The following is a 16,751-nucleotide window of genomic DNA, read 5'->3' on the forward strand; positions in this document are numbered from 1 at the left end:
TTTGTCGTCCAAAAGGGGTAAAAACGAATGATGTTTTCTAACAGATAAAATTAGAAAACCTTATGGATTGTCATTTGTTAGGAAAGCATTATGAGTACTCGCGTCACCCACTTAAAAGCCACTCATTATTTCTCTGTCGCATGCAAAACGTTGAGCTATACCAAAGCAGCAGAACAACTGCATGTTTCACAAGCCGCAGTCAGTCAGCAAATTCGCCTATTAGAAGAGTATCTAGGTGTAGCGCTTTTTTATCGTTCTGGTAGAGAAATGCGACTAACAAGCCAAGGACAAGCACTATCCGAGCATTTATCACTGGCGTTTGATCACATAGAAAGAGGGTTGGAAAGCGTCAAACTTGAGCCAATTGGAGGAACGCTCCAAGTCTCTGGACTGCAAAGTTTTGTGTCACTCTGGCTCATGCCGAAACTGTGGCGTTTTTCCGATCTACACCAAGAGGTAAGCATTAAGCTTTTTTCATCGGATGAAAGAGAAGACATTCACTCTGGTTCAGTCGATGTAACCATCGACAACAAAGTAAACCAGCAAGACAATACGGTACAACGCTTACTTTTATCTTCTGAAGTGATTCCTGTTTGTTCACCAGAATTGGCCGCCAGAAGGCGACTTGAATTTCCTTCGGATTTATTTCAATGTTGGTTAATACAAGTGGACACTTCTATTTATCGTTGGAACACTTGGTTCGAAGAGCAAAAAATCCCCACCTTAGATAACGACATTTTATGCGCTGAGGTAAGCTCCTGGTATATGGGAATCAATGCCGTAAAAGCAGGGCACGGTGTTTTCTTGTGCCCTAGATTTATGGTGCAAGAGGAACTGGAGCAAGGCACTCTCTTACAAGTCTTTCCAAATCGGTTAAAGAACCACATAGAGTTTTACGTAAACTACGCCAAGAACTCTTCCAGAAAAGAAAGAATCGAAGCCTTTGTGAATTGGCTAATGGATGAAGCAAAACATAACGGACAGAAAAGAGCTTAGGCTTAGCCCTTTCCAAATCACGCACAGAAATTCATCTTAGCTTTTAACGTAGCGCTTCAAAATAATAGCAGCATTCACACCACCAAAGCCGAAACCGTTACATAGAACATAATCCACTTGTTTATTTCGGGCCGTTTTTGGAATCAAATCCAAATCCGCCATAGTTTCTTCTGGTTGCTCTAGATTCAGCGTAGGCGGTAGAACACCACTGATTAATGACTGAGCACTGAAAATAGTTTCTACGCCACCTGCAGCACCAAGAAGATGTCCTGTTGCAGACTTAGTAGAAGAAATAGGAACATTAGATATAGTGCTTCCAAAAAGGCTACGAAGCGCATTGATCTCTCCTCGATCACCAACAGGAGTGGAAGTCGCGTGCGCATTCACATAACCAATTTTATCAGCAGGCACATTGGCCATAGCCAGCGCCGCCGACATAGCACGAGCAGCCCCTTCGCCACTTTCTGGCCCAGATGTAAGATGATGAGCATCACCACTGGTGCCATACCCAGCAATTTCGACTAAAGGCGTCGCACCTCGAGCCAAGGCATGTTCAAGAGTTTCCAACACAACTAAACCGGCACCTTCTCCCATTACAAAACCTTCCCTGTCTTTATCAAAAGGTCTGGACGCTTTTTCAGGCTCTGCATTGTTTGTTGATAATGCTTTTAAAGCACCAAAACCGGCGAGAGAAAGAGGATCAATACAAGCCTCTGTACCACCAGCTAAGGCAACTTTTGCTTCACCTGTGCGCAACATTCTCATGGCATCACCAATGGCTTGCACACCAGCTGCACAAGCCGTAACAGGTGTACCAATTGGTCCTTGGAATCCATATTTGATGGAGACATTCCCTGCAGCAAGGTTGGCTAAAAAAGCAGGAACAGTGAAAGGTGATAAACGTCGTGCGCCTTGCTCAGTTAAAACAGACTGTGCGTGCGTAATAGTTGGTAAGCCGCCAATACCTGTTGCGATAATGGTCGCTGTTGCCTCTTTGTCTGTTTTGTCTTCAGGGAACCAATTAGCCTGAGTTAAGGCTTCGTCTGCTGAAGCCAGTGCAAAAAGAGTAAACAGATCTACTCGTTTTCTTTCTTTAGGTGACAGGTAATCAGATTCATTCAAACCATTTTCTTGTTCTGTGTGACTAGGCACTTGTCCAGCAATAAGCGTATTTAATCCATCCGATAAATCAGTAGGCAGTTGGCTAATACCAGACTCGCCTCGAATTAAACGCTGCCAAACAGATTCAACCCCCAAACCTAAGGGAGACACCAATCCCATTCCTGTAATAACAATACGTTGTTTCGATAACATAAGAACACTCCAAACTAGAATTCGACATAACGAAAACCCCCATGCTAGAGTGAGTCTTTATATGATCAAGATAATATTTAGGAGACTAAATATGCCGTACACGCCAGAGCACAAAGAACAAACTCGTCAACGCATTTTACAAGCGGCTGCAAAGCTGTTTTGCTCCCATGGTTTTGATCGTGTCACACTCACACAAATCATGAAAAAAGCAAACATGACTCATGGCGCTTTTTATGCTCACTTTTCAGGTAAGAGCAGTTTGTATGAAGCCGCTATGGCTTTTGCTAGCTCTCATGCTTTTTGGGCAAGAGATCATAAAAATACAGAAGAAAAAGAAACCCACTTAAAAGCTTTAGTATCGCGCTATTTAAGTTGGGGTCGGACGGATAAAGAACATCCTTCACCTTTAGAATTTTTAGTAACAGATGCCGCCCATAAAGATGAGAAAGTTCGCCAGGCATATCAGGTTTGTTTTGATAACCTAGTTGAACGACTTGCAGGGATTTTAAAAAAGCAAGGAAGTCAGGAAGCAGAAGAATTGGCTGAAGAAACAGTCGTCTCTCTTGTGGGAACCGTCGCCATTGCACGCTCTTTCACTCAGTCATTACAAAAAGACTTTTTAAATAGAGCTCAAGCACGCATATTTCATCGTCTTAACAATAGCCTTAAGGTGACAGGTTAATCCTTCTTTTTTGACCAGTGAAAAAGACTATTTGATTGTTTTGTTTATAAATTCCTACCGACTTATTTCACGTGAAACATTTTGCAGGCTTTGTGGTTTTTGAAATGGTTACAGATAGGGCCAAGGCTTTTTAATCTTTCTTATACCAATCAATGATGCTCGGTGCTATTTCAGGGCCAGAAACAAAGAAGTGGCCATTAAGAAGTGTCTCACGTTGATTATACCTAAAAGGTTTTCCTGTAGGCGTCACTAGCATACCACCTGCAGCTTCTATGATGGCTTGTTGAGCGGCCGTGTCCCATTCACTTGTCGGGCCTCGGCGCAGATGTAAATCCGCAATGCCTTCGGCAATACGACAGCCTTTTATCGAGCTTCCTTTGGGTAGCTCTCTCACTTGCTCGTAAGTTAGCTTTAAGGTTTCTTTCAGGTCTTTCGGTAGAGCTGGGCCATGACTGCGACTGGTCATGGCAATGATTGGTTCTCGCGGTTCACGAACATTAATACTTTCGTATTCGTTTCCTTGCCACTTTATCGCTCCTGTTGGCAAATCTTTCCATGATCGAGTAACACCAAAGTAGCCTTCTGTTGTCGTTGGTAAATACACCATTCCAACAATAGGTTCGCCGTTTTCAACAAGCGCGATGTTGATACTAAATTCGCCGTTTCGCTTTATAAACTCTTTCGTTCCGTCTAATGGATCAACAACCCACAATATCGACCATTTAGATCGCTCTTCAAACGTCACCGCAGCACCCCTACTTTCTTCGGATAAAACAGGGATATCAGGTGTGAGTGTTTTCAATCCAGCTAATATGACATTATGGGCAGCTAGGTCAGCCGCTGTCACAGGACTATCATCCGATTTTTGCTCTACACCTAAATCTGCACGTTGATAAATATCCATGATCACATCAGCGGCATCGTGTATTATTTTTTGAAGAGCTTGAAAAATAGGGTGTGAACTAACGTCCTTCATGACAGCCTCTATGACAACAAATACGGTCAACATATTTTATGAGTAAAACAGACTTATGAGTAAAGCAGAAAAGCAGTCTACACCACAAGCTGTTCGTTTAGATAAGTGGCTTTGGGCCGCACGATTTTACAAAACACGCTCTCTTTGCAAGGATGCTATTGATGGAGGAAAGGTGACTTACAATGGCAGCAAAGGTAAAGCGAGTCGCAATGTTGAAGTGGGCGCCTTAATCGGTATTCGAGTAGGTTGGGATGAAAAGGTCGTTGAGATTAAAGCAATCAGTGGACAGCGACGTGGCGCACCTGAAGCACAACTACTTTATGAAGAAACCAAAGAGTCTATTGAGAAGCGAGAACGTCGCGCTTTGGAAAATAAATCTTATGGTGGTCGTATCATGGCAGACCATAAGCCAAACAAAAAAGAACGTCGTGATATCAAGCAGCTCAAGAAAGATATTTTCAGCGACAGAGATTAAGCTATCTTGTCATTCCCTTGCACGATGTAAAAGACCTCTCAATCGTGCAAAGGGATTATCAATCTAACATCGGCTATACAAACCTTCACGGTTATCAATACAGCCTAACAGTTCAAGCTCCATCAGCACCTGCATCATGACTCCAGCATTTAGCTTTGTTTGTCGTATGAGCATATCAAAATCCATAGCCTCAGCTTCCTTTTCCAATAGCGCAGCCACAAGCCTTGCTTCATCAGACACCTTATCCGATAAAGGTTTTAAAGAGGGGATAACCAACGCGAGTGTATGCTCTTTTTTGGTCTCAAGTATTTCGCTACCTTTGTTACTTTCCTTTCTGCTGGTAGAAGAAGTTACAAGGCGAATAGGGGAGCACTCATCTAAAATATCTTCTACAGAACGCACTAAGGTCGCTCCCTGTCGTAATAATTGGTGGCAACCTTCTGATTGTGGATCAGGCAAACGACCGGGCAAAGCGAACACTTCACGATTTTGCTGAACTGCGTAGCTGGCACTAATCAAAGAGCCACTTTTTATTGAAGCTTCCGCAACAAGAACCCCCATGCTCAAACCACTGATAATTCGATTACGAGGCGGAAATAGGTGAGGCCTAGGAGAAGTTGTTAGTGGGTATTCACTTATTATTGCGCCGCCTTGTTTTAACACTTGCTCAAAGAGAGGCAGGTTACGATTCGGATATCTATGTAACAACCCTGTCCCTGCAACCACAATAGTAGGTGTTTTTTGACTCTCTAATGCACCTTGGTGAGCAGCTGTATCAATTCCCATAGCGCCTCCACTTACGACGCAAACCCCATAATCGGATAACTTTTTTGCAAACTGGAAAGTCACATCACGACCATAGCGAGTACATTTTCGAGCACCAACAATGCCAATTTTAGGATGTGTTAGAGCCTCTCTATTTCCTTCAAGATAAAAAAATGCAGGAGCAACATTAATCTCTTTTAACTCTTCAGGGTAATCATTGTCTTCTTGCAGAATCAAATGGTGATTCTCTGCCTCGAGCCAAGCGAGCGTATCGTCGCGTTTTTGCTTTTGCTCATTTGAGAGAATTCCACTTGAAAGATAATCCATCGCTTGCCGAGCCGTAATTTCGGGCCACTTTAAAGCCCTTAATAATTCATAAGATAAAACTCTTCCAGATTCTTGATCGTCTTCAAATAACAGTTGAGTCATGAGCTCTTGATCTGAAGAGTGCTTTTGAAGTTGATTCAGGTAAGTATAAAGACGAGATAAACGTGCGGGGCCAATACCTTCTAAGAAGCTGAAGCACAGCCAATCGGTTTTTGTTAAACCCGTTAAACGAGAATTTTCCATAAGACGGCTTCCTTGCGATCCACTAAAATACATAGGCATTCCTTGCCTAAAATAATCTCACTAAGTGCAAATTAACTTTGACTATAAACCCATTCAATCATATTGACCAAAAAACCGCCATGAGAAGACTGATCAATGGAAAGAGTTGCGTTACAATAGCCCCATTAAAAGAGCAGGAGAGATCGTCTTCGCTCACGAACAAAGATATTGTTGGAAAAAGATCATGGCCGTTTTACCCGTACTAGAATACCCAGACAAACGTTTGCGCAAAGTCGCGCAACCCATTACTGAATTTACTGATGAGCTACAAACTCAAATCGATGACATGCTTGATACCATGTATGACGAAAATGGACTCGGTTTAGCTGCAACTCAAGTCGACTACCACTATCGTTTGGTTGTGATGGATTTCTCAGAAGAACGTAATGAGCCGATTGTCTTCATCAATCCAGAATTTGAAATTCTTGATGAAGCCGCAAATGAATTCCAAGAAGGCTGTTTATCTGTACCTGGTTTTTATGAACATATCTATCGTGCCGCCAAAGTAAAGGTGAAAGCATTGGATCGTCATGGCAAACCATTTGAATTGGAAGTGGATGAACTGATGGCGGTGTGTGTGCAGCATGAAGTCGATCACCTTGATGGAAAACTTATGGTGGATTACTTATCACCTCTGAAGAGAAATCGCATTAAGAGCAAACTTGAAAAAGCTCAAAAGCAGGCTCTTAAAAGTAGGGGCTAAACAGACTTCCACTCCTCTTATCTGTTTTAAAAATCAGGCCTTGGCCTGATTTTTTTATTAAGGAACAATCTATGTCACAAACAAAACTTCGCATTGTTTTTGCTGGAACACCTGAATTCGCAGCAGCAAGCTTACAAGCATTGCTTGATCATCAAGAGGCTAATCACTATGAATTAGTCGGCGTTTATACTCAGCCAGATCGTCCTGCAGGTCGTGGTAAGAAGCTAGTACAAAGCCCAGTAAAACAATTGGCTGTTGAACACAACATTGAGGTTTTGCAACCTATTAACTTTAAACTGGATGAAGATAAACAAGTTCTAACAAACCTAAACGCGGACATCATGATTGTAGCGGCTTACGGCATCATCTTACCTAAAGCGGTTTTAGACACACCTAAACTAGGTTGCATCAATGTGCATGCTTCTATCTTGCCTCGTTGGCGTGGGGCGGCTCCTATCCATCGCGCCTTGATCGCAGATGACAAGCAAACAGGCATCACCATAATGCAAATGGATGTGGGATTAGACACAGGTGACATGTTACTCAAAGCCTATTGCGACATTATCCCAACAGACACTTACGCTTCACTTCATGAACGTCTTGCGCCTTTGGGTGGAGAAGCTCTGATTTCCGCCTTAGAAAAGCTCAAAGAGGACGAGCTCATTCCAGAACAGCAGGATGAAAGCCAAACCTGTTACGCATCGAAGTTGACAAAGCAAGAAGGGGATATTGTTTGGTCTGAGTCTGCTGACTTGATCGAGCGCCAAATTCGCGGTCTATCGCCTTGGCCTTCTGCTTATACAACAAGCTGTGAAGGCGTGATGAAAATACACAGCGCTAAAATGGCAGAAAGTAATAATCAAAATGCTAAAAAACCAGGTGAGATTCTAGAGTCTAATAAACAGGGAATTACGGTTGTAACCGGTAAAGGAAGTTTATTGATTACTGAAATACAGTTTGCAGGCGGGAAGCGAATGAAGGTTCAAGATGCACTAAATGGTAAACATAAATCGGCTTTGGAAATCGGCCAATGCTTAGGCATGAACAAAGGTGAGCAAACATTATAATGAAAGCATCTGATACAACATCAATTCAGCACAGCGCTCGACAAGTTGCCATAGAGATCATTGCTAATATTCTTCTTCAACAAGGCTCTTTAAGTACGCAACTCGCTCGCCATCAAACTAGCGTGGCGAGTGAACATATCCCTTTATTGAAAGAACTCTGTTTTGGTGTTTGTCGTCAGTACCCAAAGCTGAACAGCATTGCATTAAGTTTGCTTTCACATCCTTTTGAAGAAAAGGATACAGATTTATACGCGACCTTGCTTTTGGGCCTATACCAACTTAGCTATATGAATACTCCTGATCACGCGGCAGTGAATGAATCAGTAGAAGCTTGTCGGATACTTAAGAAAGACTGGGCGACAAAACTAATGAATGCTGTTTTACGTCGTTACCAAAGGGAAGGGGATGAAATAACAGCAAACTTGGAATCTATGCCATCTGTTGAATATAACCACCCAAAATGGTTAGTAAAACGTTTTAATAAGCATTGGCCAGACTATCTTGAGCAAATAATAGAAGCGAGTAATACGCATCCACCTATGTGTATTCGAGTAAATGAAAGTTCAGTTTCACGTGAAACATACCAAGCACAGTTACTAGAGTTAGGCATAAAATCAGATACAGGCCTCTTTTCTGCATCTGCTTTGTACCTAAAAAAGGCAGTGAAAGTGACTGAGCTACCAAACTTTGAAGAAGGTTTCTCTAGCGTACAAGATGAAGCGGCTCAACTATCTGCACATATTCTTTCTCCTACATCTGGAGAAAAAGTGCTTGATGCTTGTGCGGCACCTGGAGGAAAAACAGGGCACCTTTTAGAAAAAGCAACGGGCATTGAATTAACCGCTGTTGAACTAGAGCCTTGGCGAATGGAGAAAATAGAATCCAACCTTGAGCGTTTGGGCTATTCTGCTCATTTGATTTGTGCAGACGCTGGCGATCTAGATGCTTGGTGGGACGGAGAACAATTCGACAAAATTCTATTGGATGTTCCTTGTTCTGCTACAGGAGTGATTCGTAGAAACCCAGATATTAAAATTAATCGCAAGCCTGCAGACATCACTGAACTTGTTGAAATACAAAAAGAGATAGTAAGCCAAGTCTGGAAAACACTTAAACCGAATGGCTTTATGCTTTATGCAACTTGCTCACTGATGCCAGAAGAAAATGAACAGCAAGTACATCAGTTTCTAGAAGAAAATCACGATGCTAAAGAGGTTCCGCTCAATACGCTTAATCAAGGTTTTGAATTAGAATGGGGGACTCCTGTTAGTCACGGTCGCCAACTATTCCCAAGTTTAGAAGGCCATGATGGTTTCTATTATTGCTTACTGCAAAAAATAGATAAGTAAGACCTCTCGGTAGGTACAGACAAATCATTGATAAATCGTTTCTTTTAAAACATAACCCGGCTAACTGTTTCACATGGAACACAGTTGGCCGGGTATTTTTTTATCTGCTTATAACAGCTAAAAAAGCTTCAAACCAAACACTTTCCATACCGACCAAAAACGCTTAACAAGAATAAATGTTAAGAATCGAAGGCCATAGAGAATAAGCCAAAATAATTACGAGTATTTTCCAAGATCAAGTTAAATATTTCTGCTTAAGTGGTTAAACTTAACCTACCTTAATGAAAAGCCTTGTGGTGTGATTCCATTGATCGCAAGAGCCTAGATAAACAACAAACTAGAACACCAAACGCAGAGTCTCAAAACACATCCGGCTCTAAGGCAGAATATGAAAATCATTATTATAGGCGCGGGGCAGGTTGGTGCCACGCTTGCAGAAAACCTAGCAAGTGAAGATAACGACATTACAGTTGTTGATAAAGATTTAGATCGCCTTAGAGAGCTACAAGACAGGCTAGATATTCAAACAGTACAAGGCAATGGATCACACCCAGACGTGCTTGATCAAGCAGGCTGTAATGATGCCGATATGCTCATTGCCGTTAGTAACCAAGATGAAACCAATATGGTGGCATGTCAGGTTGCTCACACTCTATTTAAAACGCCAACAAAGATTGGCCGTATCCGCTCCAGTGCTTATTCAAAATACCCTGAGTTATTCTGCGACCAAGCAATGCCAATGGATGTTCGTATCAGTCCAGAAAAAGAAGTAACCAAGCATTTAAGCAGATTGATTCGTTACCCTGGCGCATTGCAAGTAATGGAGTTTGCAGAAGGTAAAGTTCAGCTCGTGGTTGTAAAAGCAGAAAAAGGCGGTCCTCTGATTGACCAGCAAATTAGCTTTTTAAAAGAGCACATGCCATCGATTCAAACACGAATCGCCGCAATCTATCGAGACGGAAAATCTATTTCTCCTGACGGCAATACCTACATTCGCGCAAATGATGAGGTTTTCTTTCTTACGGCTCAGCGCGATGTTCTTGATGTTATGAGTGAACTACGCCCGCTTGATATTCCTTATCGTCGAATCATTATCGCAGGCGGTGGTAACATCGGTGAGCGTTTAGCTCAGAGCCTAGAAAAAGAATATCGCGTTAAGATCATTGAACGAGATGCCGAGCGTTGTCGCTATCTATCAGAAACATTAGACAACACGATCGTGTTAAACGGAGACGCTTCTAAGCAAGAACTGTTACTTGAGGAGAACATTGAATCAACGGATGTGTTCTGTGCTCTGACCAACAACGATGAAGCCAATATCATGTCTTCTATGTTGGCTAAGGTTTTGGGCGTTAGAACGGTTATGACGATTATCAATAACCCAGCGTACGTGGATATTGTTCAAGAAGGCATGATAGATATCGCCATTTCACCTCAGCAAACGACGATCAGCTCTCTTTTAAGTTACATTCGCCGTGGTGACGTTGTGAACGTTCACTCTATGCGTAAAGGTGCTGCGGAAGCATTAGAGGCCGTTGCTCATGGAGACTATCGTTCTTCTAAAGTAGTAGGGCGAAGCATCGCGAATCTTAACCTTCCTGAAGGTGCAACCATTGGTGCTATCGTTCGTGAAGACGACCTTATTATTGCCACCAGCGAGTTGGTTATTCAAGCAGAGGATCACGTTATTCTTTTCGTCACCAATAAAAAGCAAATCCCTGCTGTAGAACAACTTTTCCAAGTAGGGTTAACTTTCTTTTAAGTGATATTTAAGTACATTCTTTTTCTGTCGGAAGAAGAGTAGGAAGCCAAAGTTTGTTGGAATTTTAACAGACGCCTAATCAGTCAATGTTATTAGGCTCTAGGAAACAAGTATGCATTTTAGTGTCATCACCCGTGTCATTGGTTTATTGGTTATGGTTTTCAGTATTTCGCTGATTCCTCCCATTATTGTTTCTCTGATTTATAACGACGGCGTGCTAGATGCTTTTTTGTATGCACTGGCAGTCAACTTATTAGGTGGTTTTTTACTTTGGTTCCCTGTTCGAAAGGCGAGAGGGGAATTAAAGATTCGAGATGGCTTCTTGGTCACCGTTCTTTTCTGGACAGTGCTTGGTCTTTTCGGCTCAGTGCCGTTTTTCCTATCTGAAAACCCAGACCTTTCTTTCACTGACTCCTTGTTTGAATCCATGTCTGGCTTCACAACAACGGGGGCGACCATTTTGACAGGGATTGATGATTTACCGAAATCTATCCTGTTTTATCGCCAGTGGATTACTTGGTTAGGCGGTATGGGTATCATCGTTCTAGCCGTGGCTATCATGCCAATGTTAGGTATCGGTGGTATGCAGCTTTACCGAGCAGAAACACCTGGCCCAGTAAAAGACACTAAGCTCACACCACGCATTGCAGAAACCGCAAAAGCCCTTTGGTACATTTACGCAACTCTCACTAGCGTATGTGCTTTAGGTTATTGGATTGCTGGAATGAGCTTGTTTGATGCTATTTGCCACAGTTTTTCAACGGTGGCGATTGGTGGTTTCTCAACCCACGATGCCAGTATCGGTTACTTTGATAGCGTCGCTATTGAGCTTATTTGTACATTCTTCATGATTGTTTCCGCGTTTAATTTCGCACTGCATTTCTTCGCTTGGAGACATAAGAGCGTTTGGCATTATTTCAAAGACCCTGAAGCACGATTCTTCTTATTCCTTCTATCAAGCACAGTCTTGCTGTCTACTTTAGTATTGGCAATGACAGCCACTTTTGATTGGGGAACTTCTTTACGCTACGCGGTATTTGAAAGTGTTTCCATTGCAACAACCTCTGGATTCAGCACATCCGACTTCTCAAGCTGGCCACACTTTTTACCTTTCTTATTAATCGTTACCTCCTTTGTTGGCGGTTGTGCCAGCTCAACTGGTGGCGGTATGAAGGTTATTCGTATTCTGTTAATTCTTAAACAGGGCATGCGTGAAATTCAACGATTGATCCACCCTAACGCAGTCATTCCAGTTAAGGTCGGAGGCAAGGCCATTCAAGAACGAGTCGTTTCTGCTGTATGGGGCTTTTTCTCTGCTTACTTACTGGTCTATATCATTTTGATGATAGGCTTGATGGCAACAGGATTAGACCAAGTAACAGCTTGGTCAGCGGTGGCAGCCACGCTAAATAACCTTGGCCCTGGTTTGGGGGACGTTGCGGCAAGTTTTGAGAGCATTGGCGACCCTGCAAAGTGGATGTTGTGTTTCTCTATGCTGTTAGGTCGTCTAGAAGTATTCACTTTGTTGGTATTATTTACCCCAATGTTTTGGCAAAAGTAAACACAACAAAGATAGTCTCTAAGGAGTGAAAGAGAACACATGACGCCAGCAATAAACCAACTGAAGAAGCAAAAAGTACCATTCAGTATTCATGAATATGAGCACGATGCTAACTGCTCAAATTTTGGAGAAGAGGCCGCTCAGAAACTTGGCCTTGATCCGGCGTCTGTGTTTAAAACCTTATTAGTTACTGACGACAAACAATTCTTTGTCGCCATTGTTCCCGTTACCGGCACCTTGAATTTGAAACGCGCCGCTAGTGCCTTCAAGGTAAAAAAGTTACGTATGGCCGATGTGAAAGAAGCAGAACGTTTAACGGGATATTTGGTTGGTGGAATCAGTCCAATAGGACAAAAGAAAAGCCTTATTACTTGCATAGACCAAAGTGCGCAAAACATTTCAACAATCTATGTGAGTGGAGGACAACGAGGATTGGATATAGGCTTGTCACCTCAAGATCTCAGTAAAACTTGCCGTAATGCAATATTCGCTGACATTGGCCAAGCTTAATCTCTCAACAAGCTGCTCTCTATTTCATTCATATTTATAGCAAGGCAATTTCTCATGGCACAAACTAAGCCCATTATTCTGCTAGACCGAGATGGTGTGATTAACCAAGATTCAGATCAATATGTAAAATCTGTTGAAGAGTGGCTACCTCTTCCTGGCAGCATTAAATCCATCGCGGCGTTATCAAAAGCTGGCTTTCAAATATTTGTTGTCACAAATCAGTCTGGTATTGCTCGTGGTTATTATGACGAAGCAACATTACACGCCATGCACGATAAGATGATCAGTTTGGTGGAAAAAGAGGGCGGCAAAATCTCAGGGGTAGAATATTGTCCTCATGGCCCAGATGACAATTGTGCTTGTCGTAAACCCAAAAGCGGCATGATAGAAGCAATCGAAATGCAGCTTGGGTTATCTTTTCAAGAACACCCAGCGATTATGGTTGGAGACTCTCTGAGGGATCTTCAAGCAGGCGAAGCTCGTGGTTGTGCGCCTGTGTTGGTGTTAACCGGAAAAGGCCGTGAAACTCAATATAAGAAAATAGATTTCCCATTCACGGTTTATACAGACTTAGCCGCCTTCAGTATTGCAACCTTGTTTAAGTATACATAATTCAAGAACAAGAAAATAAAGTTAGTAAGTACACACATTCGATGTGTCTGCTTACTAACAAATGACTTACCCAGTACCTTTTACAAATTTATTAATAAAAAAACCTTCCTCACAATGAAAACACATTGCTCATTATTTTGGTTAAAAAGTGATCTTAGTAGTCAAATATCAGAATCAATCATGCTACAATCAAATGATAATCATTGTTAAATGAAAAGTTACCTTTTATGCCAAACTCCACTACATTAACTCGCATTGAAAAAGTGCTCGACTACATTCATGAGCACCTTGATGAACCGATCAATGTCATCAATTTAGCTGAAAAAAGCTGCTGGTCTCGTTGGCAGTTTCAGCGAGTTTTTGGAAGTGCAACAGGGCTTACGGTTGCCCAGTATGTTAGGGAATTACGTTTGAGCAACGCGGCTGAGCTACTGCTTAATACACAAAATAAGCATATTGATATTGCGATTCTGTGCGGCTTCGAATCTGAAATTAGCTTCAGCCGAGCATTCAAACAAATGTTCCAATGCTCACCTCGTGAGTATCGCCAACGAGGAAAAAGAGTCGGGCTGCGAACACCGCTTAAATACTGCACCCCAAAACGCAGCTGGGTAGCGCCAACGCCTTTCACCCAGATTCGCATTGAAACTCGTCCTGCATTCACGCTAATGGGGCATTGTGATTGGATATTCGGGCCGTTCTCAAATGCTCCAAACTTCATAGAGCAAGTGCCAACCGTTTGGAAAGGGTTCGCAGAAAAACATCCTTCTCATATCGACCAACTGATTCAAAAGCCAATGGGCGTGATCGATACAAGAGAAAGAGCCGATCGTCCAGATGAGCTCTTATATTGGGCAGGTTATCCAACGGATGAAGCGCTACAAGACAACACGCTTTTCATTCCTGAACAGGAATATGCCGTAATCCCAGTTCATGGTGAAGTCAGTGCTTTAGAATCCGCAGTAGAGTGGTTCTTCTTTCACTGGTTACCAGAATCAAATTACCGCAATGTTCCAGGCTTTGAACTGGAAGTCTATTCACCTAACTACAAACCAGACTGCAAAAACAGTTATATGGAATATTGGCTGCCTGTTGCACCTCGTAATACGTCAAAATCACGTAAGCATTAAGTGACTATGCACCAAAAGGTTAAGTTTTACTCCACACACAGCAATAAAATGACAATCATTCTCACCAATGTTTCTCATTATTGGAGCAAAAATGAAACCTTCATTACCATTTAGACCGACTTTGCTGGCTGTAGCGATTGCTGCATCTACTTCCTTGGCTTACTCAGAAGAAACAAGTACAGATACTGAAAGCCTTGATACGCTAGATACACTTGAAGTAAAAGGCCAAACGTACCGTAACACAGCGACCAAAACTCAGCTTGATCCAGAAGAGACACCACAAGCAATTTCGATTATTGACAGTGAAGAGCTAGAAGAGAAAGGGTTGGATACTATATCAGAAGCGGTTCGTTATAGTGCCGGTGTAAATACCGAGCTACGTGGGGGAGCCGTCACACGTCTCGACCTTTTCAATATCCGAGGTTTTGATAACGATACAGTTTTACTAGACGGCTTACCATTGCTATACAACGACTGGAACCTTCAGCCGCAAATCGATGTTGCAGCAATCAAACAAATTGAGATATTCAAAGGGCCTACATCGACTCTCTACGGTGAAATGCCTCCCGGAGGCATGGTCAACATCATAACCAAATCTCCACAAGAAGAATCGCAAAACAGCATTGAAGTAGCCGTTGGTAGCGATAATAAAAAACAGATCCAAATTGATAGTACTGGGGCAATTAGTGATTCCGTAAACTATCGTGTTGTTGGCTTAGCTCGTCAGAAAGACGGACAGGCAACGACAACTAAAGAAGAGCGCATCATGATTGCGCCATCATTGGACATCAAACTGTCTGAAGACACTCTGCTAAATGTAAATATGTACTACCAAAACGATCCAAGTGCAGGTGCATATTCCTCTTTACCATCAACAGGAACCGTTTATTACAACAACACAGATGGTCAATTAAGTAATGATGCTTATGCAGGCGATATCAATTGGGAAACATATGAGCGAGAAGTGCTTCTTTTTGGCTACAAGCTAGATCATAAGATTAATAACAATTGGAGCTTCTTACAAAACGCCCGTGTGACCGTCGCTGAAGCTTACCAAGAGAATACCTATAATTTAGGCTTAGATGCAGACGGAAGTACACTTTATCGAAGTGCCTATTTAACAGATGAATCATCTAAAGGCTTCAATATAGATAACCAGCTTTCAACTATTTTTGATCTAGGTGAGATGGAGCACAACGTTTTATTCGGTGTGGACTATCTAAAACTGGAATCAGACATTATTTATAAAGATGCAGTCTCAATTGCTAGCATTGACATTTATGACCCTGATTACGATCAAATTGATCCAGACACCTTGGATCTAGAAACAGCGACAGCTTTGGCTTATTACAACAGTGATTTCACAATCGACAAAGAGCAAACAGGTTTGTATGTACAAGACCAAGTTCGATTCAACAATTGGGTTTTCTTAGCTGGCGCTCGTTACGATCAATACGACTATAAAGAAACTGGAACCAAATACGGTTCAGAAGCCACGACAGAAATAGATCAAAACCAGCTAAGTGGCCGAATCGGTGCTTTATACCAATTCGATAACGGTATTTCTCCCTTCATTAACTTTGCTCAAAGCTTTGAGCCTGTCAGTGGATCGGATAAAGACGGTAACGAATTTGATACTTCGACAGCAGATCAAATAGAAGCAGGCATCAAATACCAACAAAGAGACTTGTTAGCGACGGCAACCGCTTTCCATATTGTGAAAAGCAATGTCACCACAACCGATCCAGATGGTACGGCTTATGATTTAATCCAAGTAGGTGAAGTGACCTCGAAAGGCTTTGAGCTAGAACTCGCAAAAGCATTTTCTAAAGAGGTAAACCTTAGCCTAGCTTATACTTTCCAAGATGTTGAAATCACGAAAGATAATAGTGGTATCGAAGGAAATACACCGATTTGGACACCTGAGCAGCAGTTCAGCGCTTGGCTAAATTACAAACCTGAACAAGGTGCCTCTTTTGGAGCAGGTTTGCGTTATGTTGGTGAAATGCAAATCGACGCAGCAAACTCAGATACTGTACCTTCTTATACTCTTGTAGATTTATCTGTTGGGTATGATTTGGCTCAATTATCTGCAGACTTTAAAGGCGCAAGTGTCCAGTTTTCCGTATCAAATGTTTTCGATGAAGTTTACTACTCATGCTACGACACAGATAACTGCTGGTACGGCGCAGATCGTTCTTTCGAGTTGAAGGGGCGTTATGAGTTCTAAAAGGCTAGAG

Annotated in this window: 15 protein-coding genes; 12 read left to right on the forward strand and 3 right to left on the reverse strand. The window is 42.2% G+C overall.

Features of this window, described 5'->3' with window-relative positions; all coding sequences use genetic code 11:
* The first annotated feature begins 90 nt into the window (after nt 1-90).
* Nucleotides 91-996: a LysR substrate-binding domain-containing protein gene (locus tag ACMUMQ_RS08440; RefSeq protein WP_414681549.1), complete on the forward strand. Its 906-nt coding sequence runs from the start codon at nt 91-93 to the stop codon at nt 994-996.
* Between the two features lie 36 nt (nt 997-1,032).
* Here ACMUMQ_RS08440 and fabF read toward each other — a convergent pair whose 3' ends face one another.
* Nucleotides 1,033-2,310, reverse strand: coding sequence for a beta-ketoacyl-ACP synthase II (gene fabF, locus ACMUMQ_RS08445; protein ID WP_414681550.1), 1,278 nt, complete (start codon nt 2,308-2,310; stop codon nt 1,033-1,035).
* Between the two features lie 91 nt (nt 2,311-2,401).
* Here fabF and ACMUMQ_RS08450 point away from each other — a divergent pair, with 91 nt between their 5' ends.
* Nucleotides 2,402-2,992 carry a TetR/AcrR family transcriptional regulator gene (locus tag ACMUMQ_RS08450; protein ID WP_414681551.1) on the forward strand — a complete coding sequence of 197 codons (591 nt, stop codon included), beginning with the start codon at nt 2,402-2,404 and terminating at the stop codon, nt 2,990-2,992.
* 130 nt (nt 2,993-3,122) lie between these two features.
* Here ACMUMQ_RS08450 and cysQ read toward each other — a convergent pair whose 3' ends face one another.
* The gene (gene cysQ / locus ACMUMQ_RS08455; RefSeq protein WP_414681552.1) at nt 3,123-3,968 is read right to left on the reverse strand and encodes a 3'(2'),5'-bisphosphate nucleotidase CysQ; all 846 of its coding nucleotides are present in this window, start codon (nt 3,966-3,968) and stop codon (nt 3,123-3,125) included.
* A gap of 55 nt (nt 3,969-4,023) precedes the next feature.
* On the opposite strand from cysQ, the gene hslR reads away from it, so the two are divergent.
* A complete protein-coding gene (gene hslR, locus ACMUMQ_RS08460) occupies nt 4,024-4,443 on the forward strand; it encodes an Hsp15 family ribosome-associated heat shock protein (RefSeq protein ID WP_414681553.1) in 420 nt (139 codons plus the stop codon).
* A 63-nt stretch (nt 4,444-4,506) separates the two neighbouring features.
* Here the strand turns inward: hslR and dprA are convergent, their stop codons facing one another.
* On the reverse strand, nt 4,507-5,778 hold the full coding sequence (gene dprA, locus ACMUMQ_RS08465) for a DNA-processing protein DprA (protein ID WP_414681555.1): 1,272 nt from the start codon (nt 5,776-5,778) through the stop codon (nt 4,507-4,509).
* A gap of 223 nt (nt 5,779-6,001) precedes the next feature.
* On the opposite strand from dprA, the gene def reads away from it, so the two are divergent.
* From def to ACMUMQ_RS08510, 9 genes are all read left to right on the forward strand, one after another.
* Nucleotides 6,002-6,520 carry a peptide deformylase gene (def, locus tag ACMUMQ_RS08470; protein ID WP_317005587.1) on the forward strand — a complete coding sequence of 173 codons (519 nt, stop codon included), beginning with the start codon at nt 6,002-6,004 and terminating at the stop codon, nt 6,518-6,520.
* 71 nt (nt 6,521-6,591) lie between these two features.
* Nucleotides 6,592-7,587, forward strand: a complete 996-nt coding sequence (gene fmt, locus ACMUMQ_RS08475; protein ID WP_414681556.1) for a methionyl-tRNA formyltransferase — start codon at nt 6,592-6,594, stop codon at nt 7,585-7,587.
* Nucleotides 7,587-8,936 carry a 16S rRNA (cytosine(967)-C(5))-methyltransferase RsmB gene (gene rsmB / locus ACMUMQ_RS08480; protein ID WP_414681557.1) on the forward strand — a complete coding sequence of 450 codons (1,350 nt, stop codon included), beginning with the start codon at nt 7,587-7,589 and terminating at the stop codon, nt 8,934-8,936. The genes fmt and rsmB overlap by 1 nt, the downstream gene beginning before the upstream one ends.
* A 388-nt stretch (nt 8,937-9,324) precedes the next feature.
* Nucleotides 9,325-10,698, forward strand: a complete 1,374-nt coding sequence (gene trkA, locus ACMUMQ_RS08485; protein ID WP_317005584.1) for a Trk system potassium transporter TrkA — start codon at nt 9,325-9,327, stop codon at nt 10,696-10,698.
* Between the two features lie 112 nt (nt 10,699-10,810).
* Entirely contained in the window at nt 10,811-12,259 is a 1,449-nt protein-coding gene (locus ACMUMQ_RS08490) for a TrkH family potassium uptake protein (RefSeq protein WP_414681558.1), read from the forward strand.
* A 39-nt stretch (nt 12,260-12,298) separates the two neighbouring features.
* Nucleotides 12,299-12,769 carry a Cys-tRNA(Pro) deacylase gene (gene ybaK / locus ACMUMQ_RS08495; RefSeq protein ID WP_414681559.1) on the forward strand — a complete coding sequence of 157 codons (471 nt, stop codon included), beginning with the start codon at nt 12,299-12,301 and terminating at the stop codon, nt 12,767-12,769.
* A gap of 54 nt (nt 12,770-12,823) precedes the next feature.
* Nucleotides 12,824-13,381, forward strand: a complete 558-nt coding sequence (gene gmhB, locus ACMUMQ_RS08500) for a D-glycero-beta-D-manno-heptose 1,7-bisphosphate 7-phosphatase (RefSeq protein WP_414681560.1) — start codon at nt 12,824-12,826, stop codon at nt 13,379-13,381.
* 227 nt (nt 13,382-13,608) lie between these two features.
* A complete protein-coding gene (locus ACMUMQ_RS08505) occupies nt 13,609-14,511 on the forward strand; it encodes a helix-turn-helix domain-containing protein (RefSeq protein WP_414681561.1) in 903 nt (300 codons plus the stop codon).
* Between the two features lie 91 nt (nt 14,512-14,602).
* Nucleotides 14,603-16,741 carry a TonB-dependent siderophore receptor gene (locus ACMUMQ_RS08510; RefSeq protein WP_414681562.1) on the forward strand — a complete coding sequence of 713 codons (2,139 nt, stop codon included), beginning with the start codon at nt 14,603-14,605 and terminating at the stop codon, nt 16,739-16,741.
* Nucleotides 16,742-16,751 lie beyond the last annotated feature (10 nt).

The sequence above is a fragment of the Marinomonas algae genome (assembly GCF_047525555.1).
Taxonomy (GTDB): domain Bacteria; phylum Pseudomonadota; class Gammaproteobacteria; order Pseudomonadales; family Marinomonadaceae; genus Marinomonas.

Bases quoted from the DNA above. Each gene is read 5' to 3' on its own strand.
- fabF (WP_414681550.1), bottom strand. From the start codon at position 2,310: ATGTTATCGAAACAACGTATTGTTATTACAGGAATGGGATTGGTGTCT.
- ACMUMQ_RS08510 (WP_414681562.1), top strand. From the start codon at position 14,603: ATGAAACCTTCATTACCATTTAGACCGACTTTGCTGGCTGTAGCGATT.
- cysQ (WP_414681552.1), bottom strand. From the start codon at position 3,968: ATGAAGGACGTTAGTTCACACCCTATTTTTCAAGCTCTTCAAAAAATA.
- gmhB (WP_414681560.1), top strand. From the start codon at position 12,824: ATGGCACAAACTAAGCCCATTATTCTGCTAGACCGAGATGGTGTGATT.
- def (WP_317005587.1), top strand. From the start codon at position 6,002: ATGGCCGTTTTACCCGTACTAGAATACCCAGACAAACGTTTGCGCAAA.
- fmt (WP_414681556.1), top strand. From the start codon at position 6,592: ATGTCACAAACAAAACTTCGCATTGTTTTTGCTGGAACACCTGAATTC.
- hslR (WP_414681553.1), top strand. From the start codon at position 4,024: ATGAGTAAAGCAGAAAAGCAGTCTACACCACAAGCTGTTCGTTTAGAT.
- trkA (WP_317005584.1), top strand. From the start codon at position 9,325: ATGAAAATCATTATTATAGGCGCGGGGCAGGTTGGTGCCACGCTTGCA.
- ACMUMQ_RS08450 (WP_414681551.1), top strand. From the start codon at position 2,402: ATGCCGTACACGCCAGAGCACAAAGAACAAACTCGTCAACGCATTTTA.
- rsmB (WP_414681557.1), top strand. From the start codon at position 7,587: ATGAAAGCATCTGATACAACATCAATTCAGCACAGCGCTCGACAAGTT.
- ACMUMQ_RS08505 (WP_414681561.1), top strand. From the start codon at position 13,609: ATGCCAAACTCCACTACATTAACTCGCATTGAAAAAGTGCTCGACTAC.
- ACMUMQ_RS08440 (WP_414681549.1), top strand. From the start codon at position 91: ATGAGTACTCGCGTCACCCACTTAAAAGCCACTCATTATTTCTCTGTC.
- ACMUMQ_RS08490 (WP_414681558.1), top strand. From the start codon at position 10,811: ATGCATTTTAGTGTCATCACCCGTGTCATTGGTTTATTGGTTATGGTT.
- ybaK (WP_414681559.1), top strand. From the start codon at position 12,299: ATGACGCCAGCAATAAACCAACTGAAGAAGCAAAAAGTACCATTCAGT.
- dprA (WP_414681555.1), bottom strand. From the start codon at position 5,778: ATGGAAAATTCTCGTTTAACGGGTTTAACAAAAACCGATTGGCTGTGC.